Genomic DNA, 20328 nt, shown 5'->3' with positions numbered 1-20328 from the left:
GTCCGGGGGAAGGTCGTGGGACGCGTCGTTCGCCGGGTCGCCGACGGCATGTGCGAAGTGCGGCCGACGGCTGACGTCGCGGGTCTCGCTCATGTGGTTCATGACCACCGCTCCGTCCTGCCGGCCCATCAGTCCTTGCCGCCACCGGCCTGGGTTCCGGCGCCGCCGCCGGGAAGGAACTCCTGCATCTTCGCCTTGACGCCCTGACGGATCACCGAGCCCCTGTCGCTGTCACCGCGCCATACGGCGGTGGCCGTCGCCCGTATCTGGTCCCACGTCGCGTGCGGCGGTATGGGCGGGACGGCGGGGTCCGTGCGGAAGTCGATGACGAAGGGCCGGTCGGACGCGAGGGCCTGACGCCAGATCTGCTCCACGTCGCCGGGGTCGGTCACGCGCGCCCCGTCGAGGCCCAGCTCCCGCGCGAAGGCGGCGTACGGAACGTCGGGCAGGCGCTGGGACTCCTCGAACTGCGGCGCGCCTTCGAGGGTGCGCATCTCCCAGGTCGCCTGATTGAGGTCCTGGTTGTTGAGGACGGCGACGACGAGACGGGGATCCGACCACTGCGGCCAGTACTTGGCGGCCGTGATCAGCTCGGAGAGGCCGTTCATCTGCATCGCACCGTCGCCGACGAGCGCAATCGCCGGCCGTAGGGGCAGGGCGAACTTGGCACCGATGGCGTACGGGACGCCCGAACCCATCGAGGCCAGGGTTCCCGACAGGGACCCGCGCATGCTGCCGCGCATCCGCAGGTGGCGGGCGTACCAGTTGGCCGCCGATCCGGAGTCCGCGGCCAGGACGGCGTCATCGGGCAGCAGACGGTCGAGCGTGTGCACCACGAGCTCCGGGTTGATCGGATCGGCGGACACGGCGGCACGCCGCTCCATCACCTCCCACCAGCGGTGCGTGTTCCGCTCGACGGCCCCGCGCCAGGACCGGTCGTGCTTGCGGACCAGCAGAGGGATCAGCCGCTTGAGGGTCTCCGCGGCATCGCCCAGCACATTGAGCTCGAACGGGTAGCGCAGCCCCGCCATGGACGGCTCGATCTCGACCTGCACGGCCCTCACCCGCCCGTACTCCGGCAGGAACTGGCTGTACGGGAAGCTGGAGCCGATCACCAGGAGCGTGTCGCAGTCGCGCATCAGCTCGTACGAGGGCCGGGTGCCCAGCGGCCCGATCGCGCCGGTGACGTACGGCAGCGTGTCGGGCAGAACGTCCTTGCCCAGCAGCGCCTTCGCGACACCGGCCCCCAGGACGTCGGCGAGCTCCTCCACCTCGGCGCGCGCGTTCCGTGCCCCCTGGCCGATGAGCACGGCGACGCGCTCCCCGGCGTTGAGGATCTCGGCGCAGCGGGCGAGGTCCTCGTCGGAGGGCACCGGTGCGCAATGGCCGGTCCCCAGGCTGGACGGCACCATCTTGAAAGCGTGCCCGGGCGCCTCGTACTCCAGGTCCTGCACATCGGCGGGGACGATCACGGCGGTCGCGGTGCGGCGTGCGGCCGCGACGCGCATGGCCCGGTCGAGGACGTTGGGCAGCTGCTGCGGGACCGTGACCATCGCGCAGAACTCCGAAGCGACGTCCTTGTAGAGCGACACGAGGTCGACCTCCTGCTGGTACGAGCCGCCCATCGCGCTGCGGTCGGTCTGCCCGACCACGGCCACGACGGGGACATGGTCGAGCTTGGCGTCGTAGAGACCGTTGAGGAGGTGGATGGCCCCGGGGCCCGACGTGGCGGCGCAGACTCCGGTACGGCCCGAGTACTTCGCGTAGCCGACGGCCTCGAACGCGGACATCTCCTCATGGCGGGACTGGATGAACTGCGGGGTGTCGCCGGCGCGCCCCCAGGCGGCGAGCAGTCCGTTGATGCCGTCGCCGGGATAGGCGAAGACGTGCTCGACGCCCCATGCGCGAAGCCGTTCGAGGATGTGGTCGGAAACCTTCATCGTGGTGGACTCCGTTCACAGCGGGTGACCGGCCGGACTTCGGGGGACGGCCGGCCGAGGACTCGCTCACCCGTCGGCCGGACGGGTGTCAGGCGGCACGGGCCGTGACTCCTTGCCCTTCGGGCCCAGGTAGGAGGGCTTGTCGAAGAAGATCGGATCGACCTCGTCCGGGTCGACAAAGGCCCCTGATCTCCAGGGACCGGGAGCGGCCCGGGTCGATGTCGTCCAGCTCGCCGGGCTCGACGACGACGTGCGCGTCGCCGGTGTCGAAGCCCTTGACGATCTCCTCCGGCGGCACCTCCCCGTCGGTGCGCTCGTTCACGCGCTTGTTGCGTACGCGGTCCGACGTGCCGCGCTGCAGCCGGTGGAAGTGGACCGTGCGGCTCTCGGTCGCGCCGAGCATCTGCACGGGCACCGTGACCAGCCCGAACGTCAGCGCACCGCTGCACACCGCCCGCGCCATGGATTCTCACCTCCGGCCCCCTTCTGGTGGGTACCCGGCCGGTGGCAGGTGACACGCTGGACGAAGGGGGCCGGCGTGTCGATTCACTGCAGCCCCACGAGTGGGCCGCCGGTGTCTGCCGGGGTATCTGCCCGACAGGCCGTGGTCCGGCAGGGGGAAGCTCCTACGAAAGGGGTGCGCCATGTCCGACCAAGGACGAGGCGACGATGTCTACCAGCCCCAGCACTCCGATGTGCAGAACCGTCCTGACGACGAGCTGGACCTGCAGAACGCGCTCGACGACGCCCAGACCGACGACAGCCTCGACGACGGCTACTCGCCTCCCGAGCGCCCGCTGGGTGTGGAGAAGTACGGCACGACGGGCGCGGAGCAGCAGGCGGGCGAATCCCTCGACGAGCGCCTGACACAGGAGGTCCCGGACGCCGACGTGCCCGTGTACGAGGAGGAAACGCGACGGCGCGCAGAGTGAGGCCCCGCAGGCCACCTCGAAGCGGGACGGGGGCAGGGCTGTGCGGTCGTCAGGCCAGCAGGATCACGGCGTACGCGAGGAAGAACGCGGCGATCAGCAGGACGACGACCGCGATCACAAATATCGGGCCCTTGGCCCAGCCGCGTGTGCGGGTCTCGTGCGGGCCGGTGCCCGAGGCCGTGCCTGCCTCGGCGGGCGGGGTCTCGCCCGGAGGCACCGAACCACCGGGCTCCAGGCCGGGGGTCACGCGAGGATCAGGATCGGGATTGTTCGTGCTCATATCGGGTGGGTGCCCCATGCGCTCCGATGTAATGACGTCGGCGACGCATCGCGTTGTTTCGGCCGGCCGGCGCCGCGCTCAGCTTTGGCAGTGCGGGCACCAGAGGGTACGGCGGCCGGAGATACGACGCGATCGCAGCGGTTCCCCGCAGCGCGGGCACTCCGGCTCGCTGTCGTCCCGGCGACCGGTGAGCCAGGTACGCCGCGGTGGGACGCGCTCGGCTTTCACCGAGGACTTGAGCACGCGGCCCATCGCGGCGTACGCGCGCCTGCCCTCCGCCGCGCTCAGGCCCCGCGCCGGGCGCCCCGGCGCCACGCGCGCCCTCCAGAGGATCTCGTCGCTGAGCAGGTTTCCCAGACCGGCGATCACGGACTGGTCCATGAGCACGCCCTTCACGGCTCCCCGTCGGCCGGCCAACAGCTCCAGGAACGCCGCTCGGTCCACGGCGAGGGCGTCGGGACCGAGATCGGCCAGGATCCGCTCGACGGCGGCGTCGTCCCCGGCGAGCTGGACGCCCTGGAGCTTGCGCTGGTCGCGGTAGCGCAGTTGCCGCTTGTCGTCGAGCGTCAGCACGACGCGGTCGTGGGGATCCAGGGGGTCGTCCACAGAGGCGCACAGCAGCGCTCCCGTCATTCCGAAGTGCCAGACGAGTGCGGGTCCGCCGTCGGTCGGCGCGATCAGCCACTTGCCGTGGCGCCAGGGTTTCCCGAACCGCGCCCCTTTCATCTCCTTCCGCAGCCGCCTCGCGGTGACTCCGCGCAGCACACCGGCATCTCGTATGTCGACGTTCGTGACGCGCCGGCCACGCCCGCAGATGCTCAGTACCTTGCGGAAACCCTCGACGTCCGGCAGCTCGGGCATGTTCTCCTCCCCGCCTTTCGGGAAGTGCGGCAGCGCCGTCTTCGACAGCCAGAAGGTGCCGTACGGATTCCTTCACGATCAGCGGCCGAGCGACCGCTTCAGCTCGGACTTGTTCATCGAGGACCGGCCGTGGATGTTGCGGCGCTGGGCTTCGGCGTAGAGCTGGTCGTAGGTCGGGCCCTGTGAACCCTTGCCCGATCGTTCTCCGCCTCGCTGGGAGGACGACTTGTCCTGGATCGAGCTCTTACTGGCGGTGCGGGACTCGCCCGCGCGCGCCCGTTCCTTGTTCACCGTACGGGCTGCGATCTCCTTGGCCCGCTTCGTGCTCTCCCCGCGCTTCTCGGCGCTTTCCTTGATGTGCTCGTACTGTCGCTCCCGCTTGGAGCTCGATCCCCTGGGCATGACAGCTCCTTTACGCTTGTGTGCTGTTGGTAATCGCCGGTGGCCCTGTCTTCGATGTCCGTCATCCGGTGACACCATTCGGGTCACCCGCGCGTCAGTCCAGCTTCACCCGGACTTGCTGTTTTCGCGATCGGTTGCTGCATGGGGCCTCCGTATTGCGCTGGACGGTTCGCATCCGGGGCATTCCGGCGGCTGCCCGGCTGCGCCGGTGTCAAACCGTCCGGTCGTTCCCTACGGACCTGGTTTGCGGTTCCTCGCCGGCGGGAGCGCACACCATCCCGGAGAGGCGTGACCACGCCGGACACCGCACCCACTTTCTGACCTCGTAGCCGTCCGCCGAGGGTGTCGCTCGCCCGAGGTGCCGGAGTCCTCGGTGATCATCCGAGGGGTCGGGCCGCGTTCCACCACCACGTCCTTCAATCGCCCGCCACACTCGTACGTGCACGTGCCCCGCGGGGCCCTCCACGGCGTCCCCTACGTGGACGGACGGAGGTGCCGGGTTGTTCCGTGCCCTCACCCCCGGGTGCCGCGCAACGTTCGCATCGACGTCAGCGAGCGAACTTCTCGGCCAGGTATTCCTCCCAGGTCCGCTTGCCCACCGCGCGGTCGGGCGCGGTCAGAGCCCCGGAACGAAAGCCCGCGCCAACCTTCCCCGGGATGAGCACCGGCAGGACGAGGCGGCGCTTGCCCGCTGCCCGCAGCCAGTTCCTGGCCAGCCCGTCTGCCGTGTACACCGTTGGCCCGGCCAGGTCCGGCACCTGTCCAGCGGGGCCTTCCAGCGCCAACTCGACGAGACGGTCCGCGACTTCACCCGGGTCAATCGGCTGGCAGACGGTATGGGCCGGCACAATGACCACGGGCGGCTTGGACAACACGGAAAAGCTCCTGTCCAACAGCTCGTGGAACTGAGTGGCGCGCACACTGCTCCAGCCGATTCCCGACGCCGCCAGCAGTCGCTCCCCTTGCAGCTTGATCCGGTAGTACGGGTACGGGATCCGGTCGATGCCGACGATCGAGATGTTGACGACGTGCTCGGCCCCGACCCGCTTCGCGGCCTCCAGCAGGTGGTGGAGGGCCGGGATGTCATTCTTGAAATGCCGGATGTCGGTCGCACAGTGAATGATCGTACGGACGCCGGCGAACGCCTCGTCCAGACCCGCACCGCTCGTCAGGTCACCGGTGAACCAGGTCACCCCCGCATCGCCCGGCAGCACGGCCCTGCGGCTGAGCGCCCGCACCGGCACCCCGGTCCGGCGCGCCCGCTCCAGCACCACTCGGCCGAGTACGCCCGTCGCCCCGGTCACCATGATCCCGTCGTTGTCCATCAGCCAGCCCTTCTCGTATTGCTGTCACTCATGAAGAACCGACGACTCAGGTGTTCTGTGACAGCTCCCGCAACTGACCGGACAGAAAGGCCAGTTTGTCGGGGTTGCGGACGATCCGAATCCCGATGATTCCCGCCTCGCCGACCTCCAGCGCACCCAACGAAGTCAGCTCGCCGTCCTCCCAGCCGAGCACCACCGCACTGCCGTTCGCCTCGGCGATCTCCATCCGCACCCCACTCGCCCACCGGGCGGACAGGCCTGCCAGGAACCGAGCCACCCTCTCCCGGCCGACGACCGGCCGCCGCGCCGCACCGACCTTGCCACCGCCGTCCGACCACGCAACCACGTCGTCGGCGAGCAGCGCCTCCAACTGCGCCATCGCCCCCTGAGCCGCCGCCTCCAGAAACCGGGCCAGCAATCCGCTGCTCATCTCCGGGGACGACACGAACTTCTGCCGACCGTCCGCCAGATGCTGCGTCGCCCTTCGGTACAGCTGCCGCGCGTTCGCCTCCGAGCAGTCGATCACGCCCGCGACGTCCCGATGGCTGTATCCGAAGGCGTCACGCAGCACCACCGCCGCGCGCTCCGGCGGCGTCAAACGCTCCATCAACACCAGCACCGCCAGCGACACCGCCTCGCGCTGCTCCGCCGTCTCCATCGGCCCCAGTGACCCGTCATCGGTCCGCACCGGCTCGGGCAGCCACGGCCCCACGTACTCCACACGCCGCACCCGCGCCGAGGTCAGCCGGTTCACGCACAGATTCGTGAGCACCTTCGCCAGCCACGGCCCCGGCGCACTGACCTGCCCGGGCTCGGCCCCGTGCCACCGCAGGTACGCATCCTGTACGGCATCCTCCGCCTCCGCCGCCGACCCAAGCATCCGGTATGCCAACGAGAACAGCCGGGGCCGGTGCTCTTCGAACTGCTGCGCCTTGTCCATAAGCGTCTACGCTAGAAGATCATTGAGGATCTCGGCCGGGTCGGCGACGCTATGGTTGCTGCGCATGACCCACACCGAGATCGAGATCACAGCGGAGTTGGTCCGGGACCTGCTGCGCGACCAGCACCCTGACCTGGCCGATCACCCCTTGAAGCTCGGCGCGCGTGGTTGGGACAACCAGCTGTGGCGGCTCGGTGACGACCTCGCCGTCCGGTTGCCCTGGGCGACGCAGTCTGCGGACGCCCTGCTGCGCAAGGAGCATGCCTGGCTGCCGGCTCTCGCCCCGCACCTTCCGCTGCCGGTCCCTGTCCCGCAACGCATCGGCGAGCCCTCCGAGCAGTTTCCGCGGCCCTGGATCGTCACCACCTGGGTGCCGGGCGAGCCCGCCGACCGCGCCCCCGCCACGCGCGCTGCGGAGGCGGCCGACGCCTTGGCCACCTTCCTGACGGCTCTTCACCGACCCGCTCCCACCGGGGCGCCCGCCGGTCGTGATCGCGGGGGGCCGCTGGCCGACCATGCCGAGGGGTTCGCCAAGCAGCTCACCTCGGCCACCGAGCTGGGGCTGATCCCCGATCCGGACGCCGTCCGCGCCGTCTGGGAAGACGCCGTTGCCGCACCCGAGTGGACGGGCCCGGCACTGTGGCTCCACGGCGACCTGCATCCGGCCAACATCCTCACCACCGACGGCACCTTCTGCGGCGTGATCGACTTCGGTGACCTCTGCGCGGGCGATCCGTCCTGCGACCTCGCTGCCCCCTGGACACTGCTGCCGGACGGCGCCGCCGACCGCTTCCACGAGGCCTACCAACCGACCCCGGACACCGCGACCCTGCGCCGCGCCCGCGGCTGGGCGGCGCTGCGCGCCCTCGGCGGCATCCTCATCGGAGAGGCCGGCGTCCACGGCCGCCCCGGCGGCAAGCCCACCTGGGGCCCACCCGCCCAAGCCGCACTTCGACGCCTCATCGCAACAGCCCGCTGAACGACCGGCCGAGCAGGCCGTCGGAGCAAGGTCGCCCTTGGTACGGAACATCGGAGCGAACACCGGCGCCACGTCTTGCGGTCCCATTCGATCGCTCGGATTCGCGACGGCGGACGGGTCGGCCGAGACCGAACCGCCTGTGACCCTTGTTCTCCTCGGCCGGCGACCGAAGTCTCATCCGCGCTCGCGGAGGTACGCCTCCAGCTCGGCGGCCCCGGTCAGCATCGCCCGCCCGCGGGCGGACAGCCGGCCGCGCCAGTCGCACAGTGCGGCCTCCAGCGGCTCCAGTCCACCGGCCGTCCGCACCTGGGCGATCAGCGGGGCGATCTGCTCCAGCAGGTAGCCGCCCCGCCTGAGCTGGTGGGCCAGCCCGGCGTCCCGCACGTCGGCCTCGTCGTAGACACGGTACCCGGTCAGCGGGTCACGGCGCGGGCGCACCAACCCGGCGCACTCCCATTTGCGCAGCGTCGCGGGCCGGATTCCGAGCTTCCCTGCCAGCGGCCCGATGAACATGTCGCCGGGCTCGGACTGCGCGGCCGGCTCGGACCCCACTCCGGGCTCGGGCGCCGTGGTGGGGCCGGGCGCCGTGATGGGCTCCAGGTCGCGAAGGGCGCTTTCCACGGCCTGGAGGGTCCGGCGGTCGTCGAGCAGCTGGGCGTGGCTCTCGTCGATGAGGCGGAACGCCTCATCGACCGTGCCCTCGTTCACGGCCCGCATGATCGACGCCGCCGTCCGGTGGCCGTGGCCGGGCACCAGGGCAAGAAATGCGCGCAGAGCCCTCGCGTGCAGCGAGGTGTAGGTGCGGTAGCCGTGGGGTGTGCGATCGGCAGCCGGAAGGATGCCGGCCTCCTCGTAATTCCTGACCGCCTGCGTGGACAGACCATGCCCGCGCGCCAGATCAATCGGCCTGAGCTGCCCACCACTTTGAAGGTTTCGTCCCACGGACCTGACGATATCGCGGGAAAGTTTCAATCGAAAGTTCAACGATAGCGTTGAAGGCATGGCTACTGACATCAAGGACACCGCCCATGCCGTCGAGGCCGTCGCCGTCATGAGGCTGCTCCCGGCCCGGCCGCGGGTGCTCGCCCTGGGCGAGCCCACCCACGGCGAGGACGCTCTGCTCGACCTGCGCAACGAGCTCTTCCGGCAGCTCGTCGAGCAGGAGGGCTACCGGACGATCGCGATCGAGAGCGACTGCATGATGGGCCTCGTCGTGGACGACTACGTCACCTCGGGCACGGGCACCCTCGACGAGGTCATGGAGGGCGGATTCAGTCACGGTTGGGGCGCGTCCGCGGCCAACCGCGAACTCGTGCGTTGGATACGGGCGTACAACGACGGCCGGCCCGCGTCCGAGCGGCTCCGCTTCGCCGGTTTCGACGGCCCGCTGGAGATCACCGGCGCCGCGAGCCCCCGGCAGGCCCTCTTCGCACTCCACGGCTACCTCTCGACCCGGGTGGACGCGGACCTGCTCCCCTGCTCCGCGGAAACGCTCGACCGCCTGCTCGGCGCCGACGACCGGTGGACCGATCCCGCCGCGATGATGGACCCGTCGCGGTCCGTGGGGCAGTCGGCCGAGGCCAGAGAGCTGCGACTGCTCGCCGACGATCTGGTGGCGCTGCTCGACGCGCAGACGCCGCACCTGATCGAAGCGACCTCGCGGGACGACTGGGACCGGGCGCGCCTGTACGGGCGCACCGCCACCGGCCTGCTGCGCTACCACTTCTGGATGGCCGACGCCTCAACGAGCCGCATGACGCGGCTGGTAAGCCTGCGGGACCGGATGATGGCCGACAACCTCCTCGCCGTCGCCGAACGGGGGCCGGCGCTGGTCCACGCCCACAACGGCCATCTCCAGCGGAACAAGAGCACGATGCGGATGGGCGACCTGCCGCTGGAGTGGTGGAGCGCCGGCGCGCTCGTGAGCGCCCGTCTGGGCGAGGAGTATGCCTTCCTGGCCACGGCCCTGGGCACGATCCGGCACCAGGGAGTGGGCGCCCCGCCACCGGACACCGTCGAAGGACTCCTGTACGCGCTCCCGGAGGACCGCTGCGTCGTCGACGCCGCCCGACTGGCCACCGCCCTCTGCGACACACGGCCCACCCCCCGCGTGTCCCCCTACTACGGCTACAGCCCACTTGACCCAGCCCACCTGGCCGGAAACGACGGGATCGTCTTCGTCAAAGACGTCCCGCAGAGCTAGGGTCCGTTGCGAAAGTCCCGCCTGTCGCGGCGCCTCGGAGGGGCGGGAGGCACCCCGGCGTCCCGGCGTCCCGGCAGTGAAGTCTCAGCGGTCTCATCGAAGTTGGAGCCCAGATCTCGACCGGGCCGACTCCTGCGACGGCGACGTCGAGGGAGGCCCCGGAGGCGGGTCCACGCCGGACACCATCAGCCCGCGGTCGGCCAGCATCAGCGCGAACGTACCCGTCCCGCACCCCACGTCAAGGACCTGACGCGCCTTCAATTCCTGGGCCACGGCCACGTATACGTCGAGATCGCCGCGGTCCGGATCGATCGGATCGTAGAGTGCCGCCAGCCGTGGACTGTCACAGGCCTCGTTTGCCATGCCCGCCACGCTACCGTCGGCTGTGCATCCCCCCGCGCCCACCTGAGTGATTCCGGTACGCCGGTCGAGACCTGCCCAACGTGCCGCCGGAGGTTCGATGCGCCTGCTCGATACCTTCCAGGAAAGCCGACCGCCGGCCCCGCCCGGCTGTCCGTGAAGCTACGAGGAGCTGATCATTCATGGCTGTGTGCGAGGTCTGCAACAACGACTACGAGATGTCCTTCGAAGTGCATGCCGCAGGAGCCGTCCACATCTTCGACAGCATCGAGTGCGCAGCACAGAAGATGGCACCGATCTGCGAGAACTGCCAGTGCCGCATCCTCGGCCACGGCCTTCAATCGGACGGGCAGTTCTTCTGTTGCGCGCACTGTGCACGCCAGAGGGGCGTTGCGCAGCTCGTGGACCACGCCTGAGCGCCGGCAGAGCCGGAATGCCGGCGATTCCCCGCTTGACGACGGCCGAATGCTGACCCTCTGACCGAAGTCTCCGGCCGGACGATTCGCAGTCCTTGTCTCAATGTCCATGGTCATCGTCGTCGGACGCCCCGAAACCAGCCCATCACTCGACCGGCGAACGTTCCCCGGTCACAGCACTAGAGGTTTTGCTCGGCCCAGATGGTCTTGCCTGTGGGGGCGTGTCGGGTACCCCAGCGTTGGGCGAGTTGGGCGACGAGCAGCAAGCCTCGTCCGCCTTCGTCGAAGGTGCGGGCGCGACGCATGTGGGGCGTGGTGCTGCTGGAGTCGGAGACTTCGCAGATGAGGGTGCTGTTCTCGTGGATGAGGCGTAGCTGGATGGGTGGACGGCCGTAGCGGATGGCGTTGGTGACCAGCTCGCTGACCATCAGTTCGGTGACGAAGACGGCCTCGTCGAGTCCCCAGGCGGTGAGTTGATCGGTGGCGTACTGGCGGGCCTGGGCGACGACGGCGGGGTCGGAGGCCAGGTCCCAGGCGACGACCCGGTCGGCGTGCAGGACCCGGGTGCGGGCGATGAGCAGAGCGACGTCGTCGTCGGGGCGGTGGGTGAGCAGGGCCGTGAGAACCCGGTCGCAGACGGTGTCCAGGGTTTGGGCGGGGCGGGCGAGCGCGGCGAACATCTTGTCGAAGGCGTCGTCGATGTCGCGCTCGCGGGGTTGGAGCAGGCCGTCGGTGTAGAGGGCGAGGAGGCTGCCCTCGGGCAGTTCGCTCTCGACGGTTTCGAAGGGCAGGCCGCCCAGGCCCAGCGGTGGGCCGGCGGGCACATCCAGCAGATACACGCCGCCGTCCGGGCTGACCACGGCGGGCGGGGGATGACCGGCCCGGGCCAGCGTGCAGTGGCGGGTGACCGGATCGTAGACCGCGTACAGGCACGTGGTGCCGATCCCCCCGGCAGCCTCGGCACCGCCTTCCGCATCGCCCTCGTCCGCGGAGAGGTGCATGACCAGATCGTCGAGGTGGGTCAGCAGTTCGTCGGGCGGCAGGTCCACATCGGCCAGGGTGCGCACCGCAGTACGCAGCCGGCCCATGGTCGCAGAAGCACGGATGCCGTGGCCGACCACATCGCCCACCACCAGGGCCACCCGCGCCCCGGACAGCGGGATCACATCGAACCAGTCGCCGCCCACACCCGCCCCGCTCCCGGCGGGCAGATAGCGGGAGGCAATCTCCAGCCCCGCCTGATCGGGCAGCGTCTGCGGGAGCAGACTGCGCTGCAAGGTCATGGTGCTGGTGCGCTCCCGGGTGAAGCGGCGGGCATTGTGGATGCTGACAGCAGCCCTGGCCGCGAGCTCCTCGGCCAGGGCCAGATCATCCGGACCGAACGGCTCCGGACGCTGGTGACGCCCGAAGAGAGCCGCACCGAGAGTGACTCCACGAGCACGCATCGGCACCGCCATCACCGAGTGCGTCCCCGCCTCGCGGATCCAGGCGGCCCCCGGATCGTTCGCCACCCACTGGACGAGCGCCGGATCGGCCACCTCGTACACCGCGCCATGGCCCGCGACCAGACACTCCGCCGCAGGCGAAAGCGCCGGATAGACCAAGCTCTCCCCCACCTTGCCCAGAGACTCCCGGCTCCCCTCGAGCACCGATCGCGCAGCGAGGCGGCTCACGCGAACAGGCTGCCCGGCCGGCACGGCTGCCGGCAGTTCGTCACCGTGCCGGGGAGAATCAAGCAGGTCGACAGCCACGAAGTCCGCAAAGCCAGGGACAGCGACGCCGGCCAGCTCCTGCGCCGTACCCGCGATATCCAAACTGGAACCGATCCGCGCGCCCGCGTCATGCAGCAACAGCATCCGCTGCTGGGCAGGATCCTCCCCCGGTCCGCGGTGCGCCGCCACGCACACCGCACACACCCGGCCGTCCGCATCCCGCAACGGAGCAAGCGAAGCCGACCAGCCACCCTCCGGGCTCACACCGGTGGGGCCGATGAAGGCCTTCACCTGCTGCGACTCACCGGTGTCCAACGCCAGGCGCATCGCTGCCTCGGCCTCCACGCTCGCCGGATACGGCGCGATCTCCGGCAACCGCAGCCCGCGCATCTCGGCCTCCGCGAAGGACAGCACCCGCTCCATACCGGCATTCGCCCGCACCAGCCGGAGATCTGCGTCGAACACCGCCCCGGCACAGGGGGACTGCACGAACACCCACTCCCCCAGCGCACCGCCGCCGGGCGTCACCGGCCTGCCAGCCACCGCGGACACCACCAGCCATTCCACATCCCCGCCGCCACCCGCCGCCCGCCGATGCGCGAGCACCCCCACCTCCAGCCGCCGGCCGTCCTGGTGCCGTAGCGCCACGCTGCCGCCCCACCGCCCCGGCCCGGTCGCCGCCCGCCACGCACTCTCACCCTCGTCAGCGGCGTCGTCGGCGAGCAGGTGGGCGGCGGGGCGCCCCACGACCCCGGAGGGCGCGTAGCCGAGCAGCCGCGAAGCGCCCTCGCTCCACCCCGTCACGATGCCCTGCCCGCTGATCGTGGCCGTGGCCGTGTACGTCGACTCGAGCGAGGCCTCTGCCTCGCCTCGCCGCTCACCAGAAGGGGTGGGAATCCGCTCCATCACCACTCATCTCACCCTCGCCAAAGCCCGCACGACCCAACGAACCAGCCCAGCCACCACCCCTCTGACAAGCATGATCCTGCAGGGCAGCCAGCACCAACGCAGCGATGCGACGGGGCCCCGGCCCGGCCGCGGACCGCCGCCCATGCCAGCCCATGCAGGACGAGGCCGCGAACAAGCCGGCCCCCGGCCACCCGCCCCAACCTCCGATGGGCGTCGCCCGAACCTCGCCGACCTGGGCGGATAAAGAAAACTTCAGAGAATGTGCCACGTCGTGGAACCGGGCCCCAGTCTTCCCGCGTGATGGACGGCAAATACCCGAATTTCGCCATTTCCATCGGATATGCACTGCTTCCGAGAGTGCGAGCAGTGATGGCCGAGCCGATCAGGCGGAGGAGGTCCGATGAGTCCCACGCCCACGCTGTACGCCGAAGCCCCCGAACCCGCGCAGCTCGCGCAGCATGTGCTGGCCCCGCGCGAGCAGGAGACACTGCGGCACATCGCCGCAGGACGCACCTACCTGCAGACCGCCCGCCACATGGGACTCTCCAGGCACACCGTCGACGCCTACCTCCGCCGCATCCGCGCCAAGCTCGGCATCCACAGCACCGCGGAACTCACCCGCCTCGCCATCACCCTCGGCCTCTGACACCCGGCCACCCAAGCCACGGCAAGCAGGACACTGCCCGCATCCGCGTTTCGGGAATATGTCCCGTGCCGCAGGAGTAGTCGGGCGCCTCCCGTGAGCGGGGTGCAACTCGCCTCTTACGGAAGGGAAATGGCGTACTGACGGCCGGTCTCTAACGTCGTACTCCGTGACCGAAAAGGGGCATGTGAAGCCCAGTGAACCCAAACACACCGACCGAACCGAACCCACCAGAGCCACCAGAGCCACCGAACCGGCCGAATCGGACTCACCGGCCTTCCCCCAACGCCTGGCCCGCCTGACCCCGGGCTGGCGCACCATCCGCGGGCGGGTGGCGGTCGTGCTGGCCGTACCGACGTGTCTGCTGCTCGGGCTCACCGGGCTCGCGGTCACGGACCGGGGCACCGACTGGGCCGCGGCCCGGGAGACCAGGGACCGGGTCGACGTGGTCCTCGGCGTGCAGGCCCTCGTGCATGAGCTCCAACGCGAACGGGGCCTCACCAACGGGCTCTTAGGCGGAGCCGACGAGTACCGGGACGATCTGGCCGCACAGCGGGAGCGTTCCGACTCCGCGCGTGCCGGCCTCACGGCCGTACTCGCCGAGGACGCCGCCGACACCGAGTCCGCCGTCGAGGCGGCCGACGACCGGCTCGCACGGCTCGTCGCCGTGCGTTCCGGTGTCGACGCGGGCAGCGCGGCCCGCACCGAGACCTTCGACTACTACACGGCAGTGATCTCCGCGTTCATCCGCGCGCAGTCGGCCGACACCACCGACGCGGCCCGCGGCGACCGGACCCTGGTCGACGGGATGGCCGCGCTGCAGGCGCTCGCCGACGCCACCGAATCGGTGGCGCTGGAGCGCGGCGCGCTCAACGGCGTCTTCGCCGCCGGACGCTTCCGCGGGGACGAGTACCTGGAATTCACCGAGGTTCGGGCCGCCCGCGTGGCGGCTCTGCGCCAGTACGAACAGTCGGCGACACCGGCCCAGCGCAAGGCGCTCAAGGGGGCGTTCGCGACCAAGGACGCCCGGCGCGCCCTCGCCCTGGAGGACCGGGCCTCCGGTGCCGCGGACGGCTCACGTCCCGGGGTCGACCCCGCGCAGTGGTGGCAGTCCATGACAGTCCTGGTCGACGACCTGTACGGCGTACAGCAACGCGTCGGCGCGGACGCACAGGCACGGGCCGGGCAGCTCAGCGACACCGCGACCAGGCAGCTCATCGGGTTCATCGGGCTGGGAGTCCTCATTGTCGTGGTCGCGGCCGCCCTCGCCATGCTCTCGGCCCGTTCCATCACCCGACCGCTCGGCGCGCTCGCGGAAGAGGCGGACGACGTGGCCGGCACCCGGCTGCGGGAGGCGGTGCGACGGATCCAGGAGGCGGAGCCGGACCCGGCCGGCACACGACCGCTCACGCCCGTTCCGTACGAGCCGAGGTTCCACACCAGCGCCCAGGAGATCTCCCAGCTCGCCGCAGCCCTGCGCAACGTGGAGCGCACGGCCGTGGGCCTCGCCGCCGAGCAGGCGGCCCTGCGCCGCAACACGTCCGAGTCCCTCGCCAACCTCGGCCGCAGGAACCAGAGTCTGCTCCGCCGCCAGCTCGGACTGATCACCACGCTGGAGAGCCAGGAGATCGACCCGGACGCACTCGGCGAGCTGTTCGAGCTCGACCACCTCGCCACCCGGATGCGTCGCAACGCCGAGTCGCTCCTGGTACTGGTCGGCGAACAGGACCCGCCCCGCCCTTGGTCGGGCACCGTCACGACGCTCGAGGTGGTGCAGTCGGCACTTTCGGAGGTTGAGCAGTACCGGCGGGTCGTGCTGCCAGACGTCCAGTCGTGCCGCATCCGCGGCCACGTCGTCGCCGATCTCTCCCACCTGCTCGCCGAGCTGATCGAGAACGCCCTCTGCTACTCATCGGCGAACCTGCCGGTCGAGGTGTACGGCTGGCGCGATGTGGACGAGTACTGCCTGGCCGTCGTGGACCGCGGCACAGGGATGTCCGCCGAGGGACTGGCCCGGGCGAACGCCCGGCTGGCCGGGGAGGAGAGCTTCCTCGTCGCACCGACGGGATTCCTCGGCCACTATGTCGTGGGCAGGCTCGCCGCCCGCCTGGGCGTGCAGGTCGAGCTACGCCCGACCGAGGGCTCCGGCACCACCGCGTACGTGGCCCTGCCGGCCTCGCTGCTCGCCGTGTCGCCGCCTGCGCCCGCCTCCGAGCAGCCTCTGACAGTGCAACCGTGACCGGGCTGCTGCCGCCTGGCAAGCGCGCCGACGCGCGACAGTCCCTCATCCTGGCGGGCCTGCGGCAGGACCGCGGCGGGTCCGCGACGGGTGCGTGCCGGGGCCGCGGGTGGCCCGGCGTCAGGAAGCGTCCGTCATGACGACTCCGCCGTCAGCACGGAGTCCCCGGGTCGGTGTACCGGAGCAGCGCGCCGACGCCTTCCCGCAGGCGCAGCACGTGCTCCGGTGCCACGACCAGTTCGGCACCGGTGCCCACGAGGGCGCGGACCAAGGCCTCGTCGGCAGGCTCCTCCCTGGGTGCCCGTACCCCGAAGGACAGCAGTTCGTCCTCCGTGAGGGCCAGCTGAGTGGGCTGTGAGCCCGTCCAGAGACAGAGGGACGACGCCGGCGGGCGGTTGAGCAGCAGTGCCGCGACCTGGCCTCGCTGCAGTGCGGCGACCGTGGCGGCCAGGCCCTCGGCCGCGGCTCCGTGCCGGGCCCGCCTGGCGATGAACGTCTCCACGAGTACCCGGTCGTGGATGGCCATGCGTCCTCGGAAGACCGTCTCGAGCTGCGGCTCCAGGAGCGCCCGCCCAGTGTCCGTCGGCGTCTCGCCCCCGACCCGTACGACCCGGTCCCGCAGCCTGTCGGGCAGTCGGCGCACCAGGACGCCGCAGGCCCACTCGTCCCCGCCGATCACGAAGGCGTCGGCGCCGTCCTGCCGCGCCCACTGGTCCAGTTCGTGGCCGAGCCGTACGGCCGTGTCGTGCCACTCGCCCACCGGGACCCGCCGGTGCAGCCGCTCGCCCGGGGCGACGTTCGAGACCGGCCAGACACCGGTCTCCGCCACCACCGTCACCGTGCCCTCGGTCTCGGCGGTGGGCAGTCCGCCGTAGTGCACGACCGCGGTCAGATACGGGATCTCCGGAACGTGCTGGGCCACCAGTGGCATCGCGTCGGGCAAGGTGCCGTAGCGCGCCGAGTCGTGCGCGGGCGGCTTCGGCAGCTCGCCGTCCAGCACCAGTGCCCCGTGGGCGGTGAAGATGGCCTGCCCGTGCATGCCGGGCAGCTCCGCGTCCGCGCCCACCACCTGCTCCACGGCCGTGATGGTCGACCGGTCGACGCCCTGTCGGGTCAGCTCGTCGCGCAGGCGGCGCCAGCGCAGCGCAATCGCCCGCTCCGGATGGTCGATGTCGCGCGAAGTGTCCAGGTACACGGACACGAAGGGGCCCGGCTCCGCATAGAGAGGCCCCAGGAACGACAGCCTCATCACCACTCCTCGGCGCTTTTCTCCCTCCTTCTCCTTCGATGATGCTGCAGTCGTACGGCAACCCACGATGCGAGGAAGAAGACGGGCAGCGTGGTCCCCACGAGCAGCGCGCCTCCCGTGGCCGCACTCTCCAGCAGCCGGCCACCCCGGCTCGCCACACCTTCGTAGGTCACGGCCACCACGGCCATCAGCAGCACATAGCCGCCCACCGCGGTGCCGGCCACCTGGCGGATCAGCCCCGGCCACCCGCGCCACGCGGCCATCAGAGCCGGCCGCCGCGCAGGCCGCCGGGAGCCGTACGGCTGACGGCGCAGGATGCGCAGGCCGAGGGCGAGATATCCCATGACCAGCGCATAGCCGATCAGCATGAGCGAGATGTTCAGCGGCAGGGGGAGCATGGCCGGTCCCTTCCCCCGCGCCGACGGATCATCACGACGCGTCCCGGAGCAGGAAGTGCCAGCCGCGGACGAACGTGTGCCAGCCGAACCACAGCCACAGGGCGAAGAGCGCCCATCGCCCCGCTGGACGGCGTATGACGGCGCCCATGGCATCGCTGAGGGTGGGGAAGGCGTCGTCGGCCCGGATCAGGCCGATGCCCTCCCAGGCGAAGACGGCGCCGAACAGTACGGCCCAGACGAGATACCCGATCACCGGATGCTCCGCCACCGCGACCTCCCGCACGCGTGTGTGCCACTGCCCCGCCGTACCGGGGCGGTCAGGCCGATCATCCGCCACGACCGGCCCGGAAAGCCGGACGCGCCACGGGAAGGCGCGGTGGGCGTGGCATCGGACGCTTCGTCGGGCCACCCGGCGGGTCCTGGCCGGTGCACGGCAGGCCATCCATCTGTGGCGTTCGGCGGGCCTGCGTCTCCTCGGCTCGGCCGCATGCCGCCCAGGACATGGTCGTGTGATCTCCGGTGCCGAACGCGGCTCGAAACTGGCATGTTCGGCAACCTCGAAGTGCCAGGTCACAGGCCGTCTCAGAGGTTGACGAAGGTCTGGACCTCGCGCGTTGCAGCGTGATCAAATAGGGGATGGCATCGTTCTGGACCGGCAAACGGGTACGCCTGCGCGGTATCGAGCCCGACGACTGGAGCGCGTTCATGCGCTTCGCCGAGGACGAGGAGCGGTTGGGAGACACCCTGCACCCACCCCGTTCCGCCGAGAGCTACCGCACCTGGGCGAAGGAGCAGGCCGCTGCCAAGTCCGACGGCAACAGCTTCCAGTTGGCAATCGAAGCCGCTGACACGGGGGAGACAGTCGGTGCCGTCGGCTCGCACCACGCCGACCCATGTGCGGGCTGGTTCGAGTACGGCATCACGATCGGCGCCGATCATCGACGCAAGGGCTACGCGGCAGAAGCTGTGGTGATGCTGCTGCGCTTCATGTTCGCCGAGCGGCGCTTTCACAAGTGCGGAGCGCGGATCTTCGCACACAACGAGGCATCGCTGGCACTTCATCGTCGGCTCGGCTTCGTCGAGGAGGGGCGCCTCCGCGATCAGGTGTTCTTCGCCGGTCGCCGCCACGATCTCGTCATGATGGGCATGCTCGCCGACGAGTTCGCCCAACTGCACTCGACGAGCGCACTGTGAGCTTGTCATCTGGGCCCGGTGCCGAACGCGAGAACGAGATGATCGCCGTCCCGCCGGGGCAGGTCACGCTGTCGGACCGGCGGACGCAGCGCAATTGGTCGGTGGAGCTTGCGCCTTACCGGCTCTCGGCGTTCCCGGTCACCCAGGCGCTCCACGCACAGATCACCGGCCGGCGGCCAAGCACCGCTCGTGGGGACCAGCTACCCGTCGAGGGTGTTTCCTGGTGGGACGCGGTCAGGTTCTGCAACGCCCTGTCCCAACGCGACGGATTCGCGCCCGCCTACCGTCTTCATGCCGACGGAGAAGGCATCGACTGGGACGCATCCGCCGACGGGTACCGGCTGCCGACCGAGGCGGAGTGGGAGCATGCCTGTCGTGCCGGTACGACAGGACCGCGTTACGGGCCGCTTGACAAGATCGCCTGGTGCCGCGGCAACTCGGGCGAACGCATCCACGATGTGGGCGGCAAGCAGCCCAACGCGTGGGGCTTTTACGACATGCTCGGCAACGTCTGGGAGTGGTGTTGGGACATCTACGACCCCGAGGTCTACGGCGCCTACCGGGTGCTGCGTGGCGGCGGGTGGTTCGACGAGCACTGGAGTTGCCGCGCCTCGGTGCGGCGCCGCAGCCACCCGACTTTCCAGGTCGATGACGTGGGTTTCCGCATCGCGCGTTCCGTCATGCACTGACAATGACGTGCGCGCCACGGCCGCGTCCCACACCGCGTTGACCACCTGCCGGTGATCACGCCACGGACGACCGCGCCAGTCGAACTGCGGAAACAACGGCGCCAGCCCCTCCCACGCCGTATCCGCCGGCTCGCCTCCGCCTGGCACGTGATGATCTGTCAGTGGCGGTCATGCGCGGCAACGGGCGCAACGGTCGGCACGAACAGACTCAACCGATAGGTCGTCGGTTGGACCAACCGCCCACAGAGCGTGTCCATTCGGACCAGTGTCCAGTCGATCTGCTCGTTCTCAGCTCGCAGGCGCCGAACCTGAGCTCGCCATTCCGCCTCATCCTCGGTCTCGAAGAGCACTTCCCAGCGTCCCGCCTCAGGGGCGAAGCGGGAAGCATCCCGCTGGCGCCTCTCCCGCTCCTGTCGCTTCCGCTTCCTCTGCCCAGGCACGCGCCCAGCATCGCCGTAACCCCCGCACCCAGCAAACCCATTACCCGCACACCAACCTCAGCGGGGTGTCACAGGCCGAGGGAGATGGCCAATCGGGTGAGTTCGGCCGTGGTGTTGATGTTGAGCTTGGCGCGGATGCGGCGGAGGTAGGCGTCGACGGTGTGCTTGGAGAGTCCCATGTGGCGGGCCGTCTGCAGGTAGGTGCGCCCGGCGGCGA

Annotated in this window: 21 protein-coding genes and 2 pseudogenes; 8 read left to right on the top strand and 15 right to left on the bottom strand. The window is 70.3% G+C overall.

Annotation, left to right across the window (positions count from 1 at the left end; translation table 11 throughout):
* Positions 1–128: 128 nt before the first annotated feature.
* Both ACZ6ZQ_RS35015 and ACZ6ZQ_RS35010 read right to left on the bottom strand, forming a co-directional pair.
* The gene (locus ACZ6ZQ_RS35015; protein WP_469772554.1) at positions 129–1940 is read right to left on the bottom strand and encodes a thiamine pyrophosphate-requiring protein; all 1812 of its coding nucleotides are present in this window, start codon (positions 1938–1940) and stop codon (positions 129–131) included.
* A gap of 88 nt (positions 1941–2028) precedes the next feature.
* On the bottom strand, positions 2029–2403 hold the full coding sequence (locus tag ACZ6ZQ_RS35010; RefSeq protein ID WP_469772553.1) for a Ku protein: 375 nt from the start codon (positions 2401–2403) through the stop codon (positions 2029–2031).
* Between the two features lie 181 nt (positions 2404–2584).
* On the opposite strand from ACZ6ZQ_RS35010, the pseudogene ACZ6ZQ_RS35005 reads away from it, so the two are divergent.
* Positions 2585–2836, top strand: a pseudogene (locus ACZ6ZQ_RS35005) (DUF5709 domain-containing protein); the annotation flags it as partial.
* Between the two features lie 85 nt (positions 2837–2921).
* On the opposite strand, the gene ACZ6ZQ_RS35000 reads toward ACZ6ZQ_RS35005, so the two are convergent.
* The 5 genes from ACZ6ZQ_RS35000 to ACZ6ZQ_RS34980 all read right to left on the bottom strand — a co-directional run bounded on the left by ACZ6ZQ_RS35000 (position 2922) and on the right by ACZ6ZQ_RS34980 (position 6680).
* A complete protein-coding gene (locus ACZ6ZQ_RS35000) occupies positions 2922–3152 on the bottom strand; it encodes a DUF6480 family protein (RefSeq protein ID WP_469772552.1) in 231 nt (76 codons plus the stop codon).
* Between the two features lie 78 nt (positions 3153–3230).
* Positions 3231–4013 carry an Fpg/Nei family DNA glycosylase gene (locus tag ACZ6ZQ_RS34995; protein WP_469772551.1) on the bottom strand — a complete coding sequence of 261 codons (783 nt, stop codon included), beginning with the start codon at positions 4011–4013 and terminating at the stop codon, positions 3231–3233.
* Between the two features lie 78 nt (positions 4014–4091).
* Positions 4092–4415 carry a plasmid stabilization protein gene (locus ACZ6ZQ_RS34990; protein WP_469772550.1) on the bottom strand — a complete coding sequence of 108 codons (324 nt, stop codon included), beginning with the start codon at positions 4413–4415 and terminating at the stop codon, positions 4092–4094.
* A 548-nt stretch (positions 4416–4963) separates the two neighbouring features.
* On the bottom strand, positions 4964–5722 hold the full coding sequence (locus tag ACZ6ZQ_RS34985; protein ID WP_469772579.1) for an SDR family oxidoreductase: 759 nt from the start codon (positions 5720–5722) through the stop codon (positions 4964–4966).
* A 64-nt stretch (positions 5723–5786) separates the two neighbouring features.
* Positions 5787–6680 carry an RNA polymerase sigma-70 factor gene (locus ACZ6ZQ_RS34980; RefSeq protein WP_469772549.1) on the bottom strand — a complete coding sequence of 298 codons (894 nt, stop codon included), beginning with the start codon at positions 6678–6680 and terminating at the stop codon, positions 5787–5789.
* Between the two features lie 64 nt (positions 6681–6744).
* On the opposite strand from ACZ6ZQ_RS34980, the gene ACZ6ZQ_RS34975 reads away from it, so the two are divergent.
* Entirely contained in the window at positions 6745–7659 is a 915-nt protein-coding gene (locus ACZ6ZQ_RS34975) for an aminoglycoside phosphotransferase family protein (protein ID WP_469772548.1), read from the top strand.
* 174 nt (positions 7660–7833) lie between these two features.
* On the opposite strand, the gene ACZ6ZQ_RS34970 is transcribed toward ACZ6ZQ_RS34975, so the two are convergent.
* A complete protein-coding gene (locus ACZ6ZQ_RS34970) occupies positions 7834–8601 on the bottom strand; it encodes a TioE family transcriptional regulator (RefSeq protein ID WP_469772547.1) in 768 nt (255 codons plus the stop codon).
* 58 nt (positions 8602–8659) lie between these two features.
* Between ACZ6ZQ_RS34970 and ACZ6ZQ_RS34965 the strand changes: the two genes are divergently transcribed.
* A complete protein-coding gene (locus ACZ6ZQ_RS34965) occupies positions 8660–9862 on the top strand; it encodes an erythromycin esterase family protein (protein ID WP_469772546.1) in 1203 nt (400 codons plus the stop codon).
* A gap of 93 nt (positions 9863–9955) precedes the next feature.
* Here ACZ6ZQ_RS34965 and ACZ6ZQ_RS34960 read toward each other — a convergent pair whose 3' ends face one another.
* Positions 9956–10225, bottom strand: coding sequence for a hypothetical protein (locus ACZ6ZQ_RS34960; protein WP_469772545.1), 270 nt, complete (start codon positions 10223–10225; stop codon positions 9956–9958).
* A 179-nt stretch (positions 10226–10404) separates the two neighbouring features.
* On the opposite strand from ACZ6ZQ_RS34960, the gene ACZ6ZQ_RS34955 reads away from it, so the two are divergent.
* Positions 10405–10638 carry a hypothetical protein gene (locus ACZ6ZQ_RS34955; protein WP_469772544.1) on the top strand — a complete coding sequence of 78 codons (234 nt, stop codon included), beginning with the start codon at positions 10405–10407 and terminating at the stop codon, positions 10636–10638.
* A 179-nt stretch (positions 10639–10817) separates the two neighbouring features.
* Here the strand turns inward: ACZ6ZQ_RS34955 and ACZ6ZQ_RS34950 are convergent, their stop codons facing one another.
* A complete protein-coding gene (locus ACZ6ZQ_RS34950) occupies positions 10818–13256 on the bottom strand; it encodes a SpoIIE family protein phosphatase (RefSeq protein ID WP_469772543.1) in 2439 nt (812 codons plus the stop codon).
* 403 nt (positions 13257–13659) lie between these two features.
* Between ACZ6ZQ_RS34950 and ACZ6ZQ_RS34945 the strand changes: the two genes are divergently transcribed.
* Both ACZ6ZQ_RS34945 and ACZ6ZQ_RS34940 read left to right on the top strand, forming a co-directional pair.
* Complete coding sequence (locus tag ACZ6ZQ_RS34945; protein ID WP_469772542.1) at positions 13660–13905, top strand: response regulator transcription factor; 246 nt, start codon at positions 13660–13662, stop codon at positions 13903–13905.
* Between the two features lie 166 nt (positions 13906–14071).
* Positions 14072–16141: a sensor histidine kinase gene (locus tag ACZ6ZQ_RS34940; protein WP_469772541.1), complete on the top strand. Its 2070-nt coding sequence runs from the start codon at positions 14072–14074 to the stop codon at positions 16139–16141.
* Positions 16142–16292: 151 nt separating this feature from the next.
* Here the strand turns inward: ACZ6ZQ_RS34940 and ACZ6ZQ_RS34935 are convergent, their stop codons facing one another.
* Genes ACZ6ZQ_RS34935 through ACZ6ZQ_RS34925 form a run of 3 tightly spaced genes read right to left on the bottom strand, consistent with a single transcriptional unit; the run spans position 16293 to position 18056 of the window.
* Entirely contained in the window at positions 16293–17390 is a 1098-nt protein-coding gene (locus ACZ6ZQ_RS34935) for a baeRF2 domain-containing protein (RefSeq protein WP_469772540.1), read from the bottom strand.
* Positions 17390–17788, bottom strand: a complete 399-nt coding sequence (locus tag ACZ6ZQ_RS34930; protein WP_469772539.1) for a DUF6256 family protein — start codon at positions 17786–17788, stop codon at positions 17390–17392. The genes ACZ6ZQ_RS34935 and ACZ6ZQ_RS34930 overlap by 1 nt, the downstream gene beginning before the upstream one ends.
* 31 nt (positions 17789–17819) lie before the next feature.
* On the bottom strand, positions 17820–18056 hold the full coding sequence (locus ACZ6ZQ_RS34925; protein WP_469772538.1) for a DUF6186 family protein: 237 nt from the start codon (positions 18054–18056) through the stop codon (positions 17820–17822).
* A 368-nt stretch (positions 18057–18424) separates the two neighbouring features.
* Between ACZ6ZQ_RS34925 and ACZ6ZQ_RS34920 the strand changes: the two genes are divergently transcribed.
* Positions 18425–18982 carry a GNAT family N-acetyltransferase gene (locus ACZ6ZQ_RS34920; RefSeq protein WP_469772537.1) on the top strand — a complete coding sequence of 186 codons (558 nt, stop codon included), beginning with the start codon at positions 18425–18427 and terminating at the stop codon, positions 18980–18982.
* 38 nt (positions 18983–19020) lie between these two features.
* Positions 19021–19671: a formylglycine-generating enzyme family protein gene (locus tag ACZ6ZQ_RS34915; protein WP_469772578.1), complete on the top strand. Its 651-nt coding sequence runs from the start codon at positions 19021–19023 to the stop codon at positions 19669–19671.
* A 30-nt stretch (positions 19672–19701) separates the two neighbouring features.
* Here ACZ6ZQ_RS34915 and ACZ6ZQ_RS34910 read toward each other — a convergent pair.
* Together ACZ6ZQ_RS34910 and ACZ6ZQ_RS34905 are read right to left on the bottom strand one after the other, a co-directional pair.
* A pseudogene (locus tag ACZ6ZQ_RS34910) lies at positions 19702–19818 on the bottom strand (transposase); the annotation flags it as partial.
* Between the two features lie 361 nt (positions 19819–20179).
* Positions 20180–20328, bottom strand: a 149-nt coding sequence (locus tag ACZ6ZQ_RS34905) for a LuxR C-terminal-related transcriptional regulator (protein WP_469772577.1), incomplete at its 5' end; no start/stop codon positions are given.

The sequence above is a fragment of the Streptomyces sp. NPDC053673 genome (genome assembly GCF_055585225.1).
Note: the sequence above shows the minus strand (reverse complement) of the source record. Positions and strands in the feature narration are given on the sequence as shown.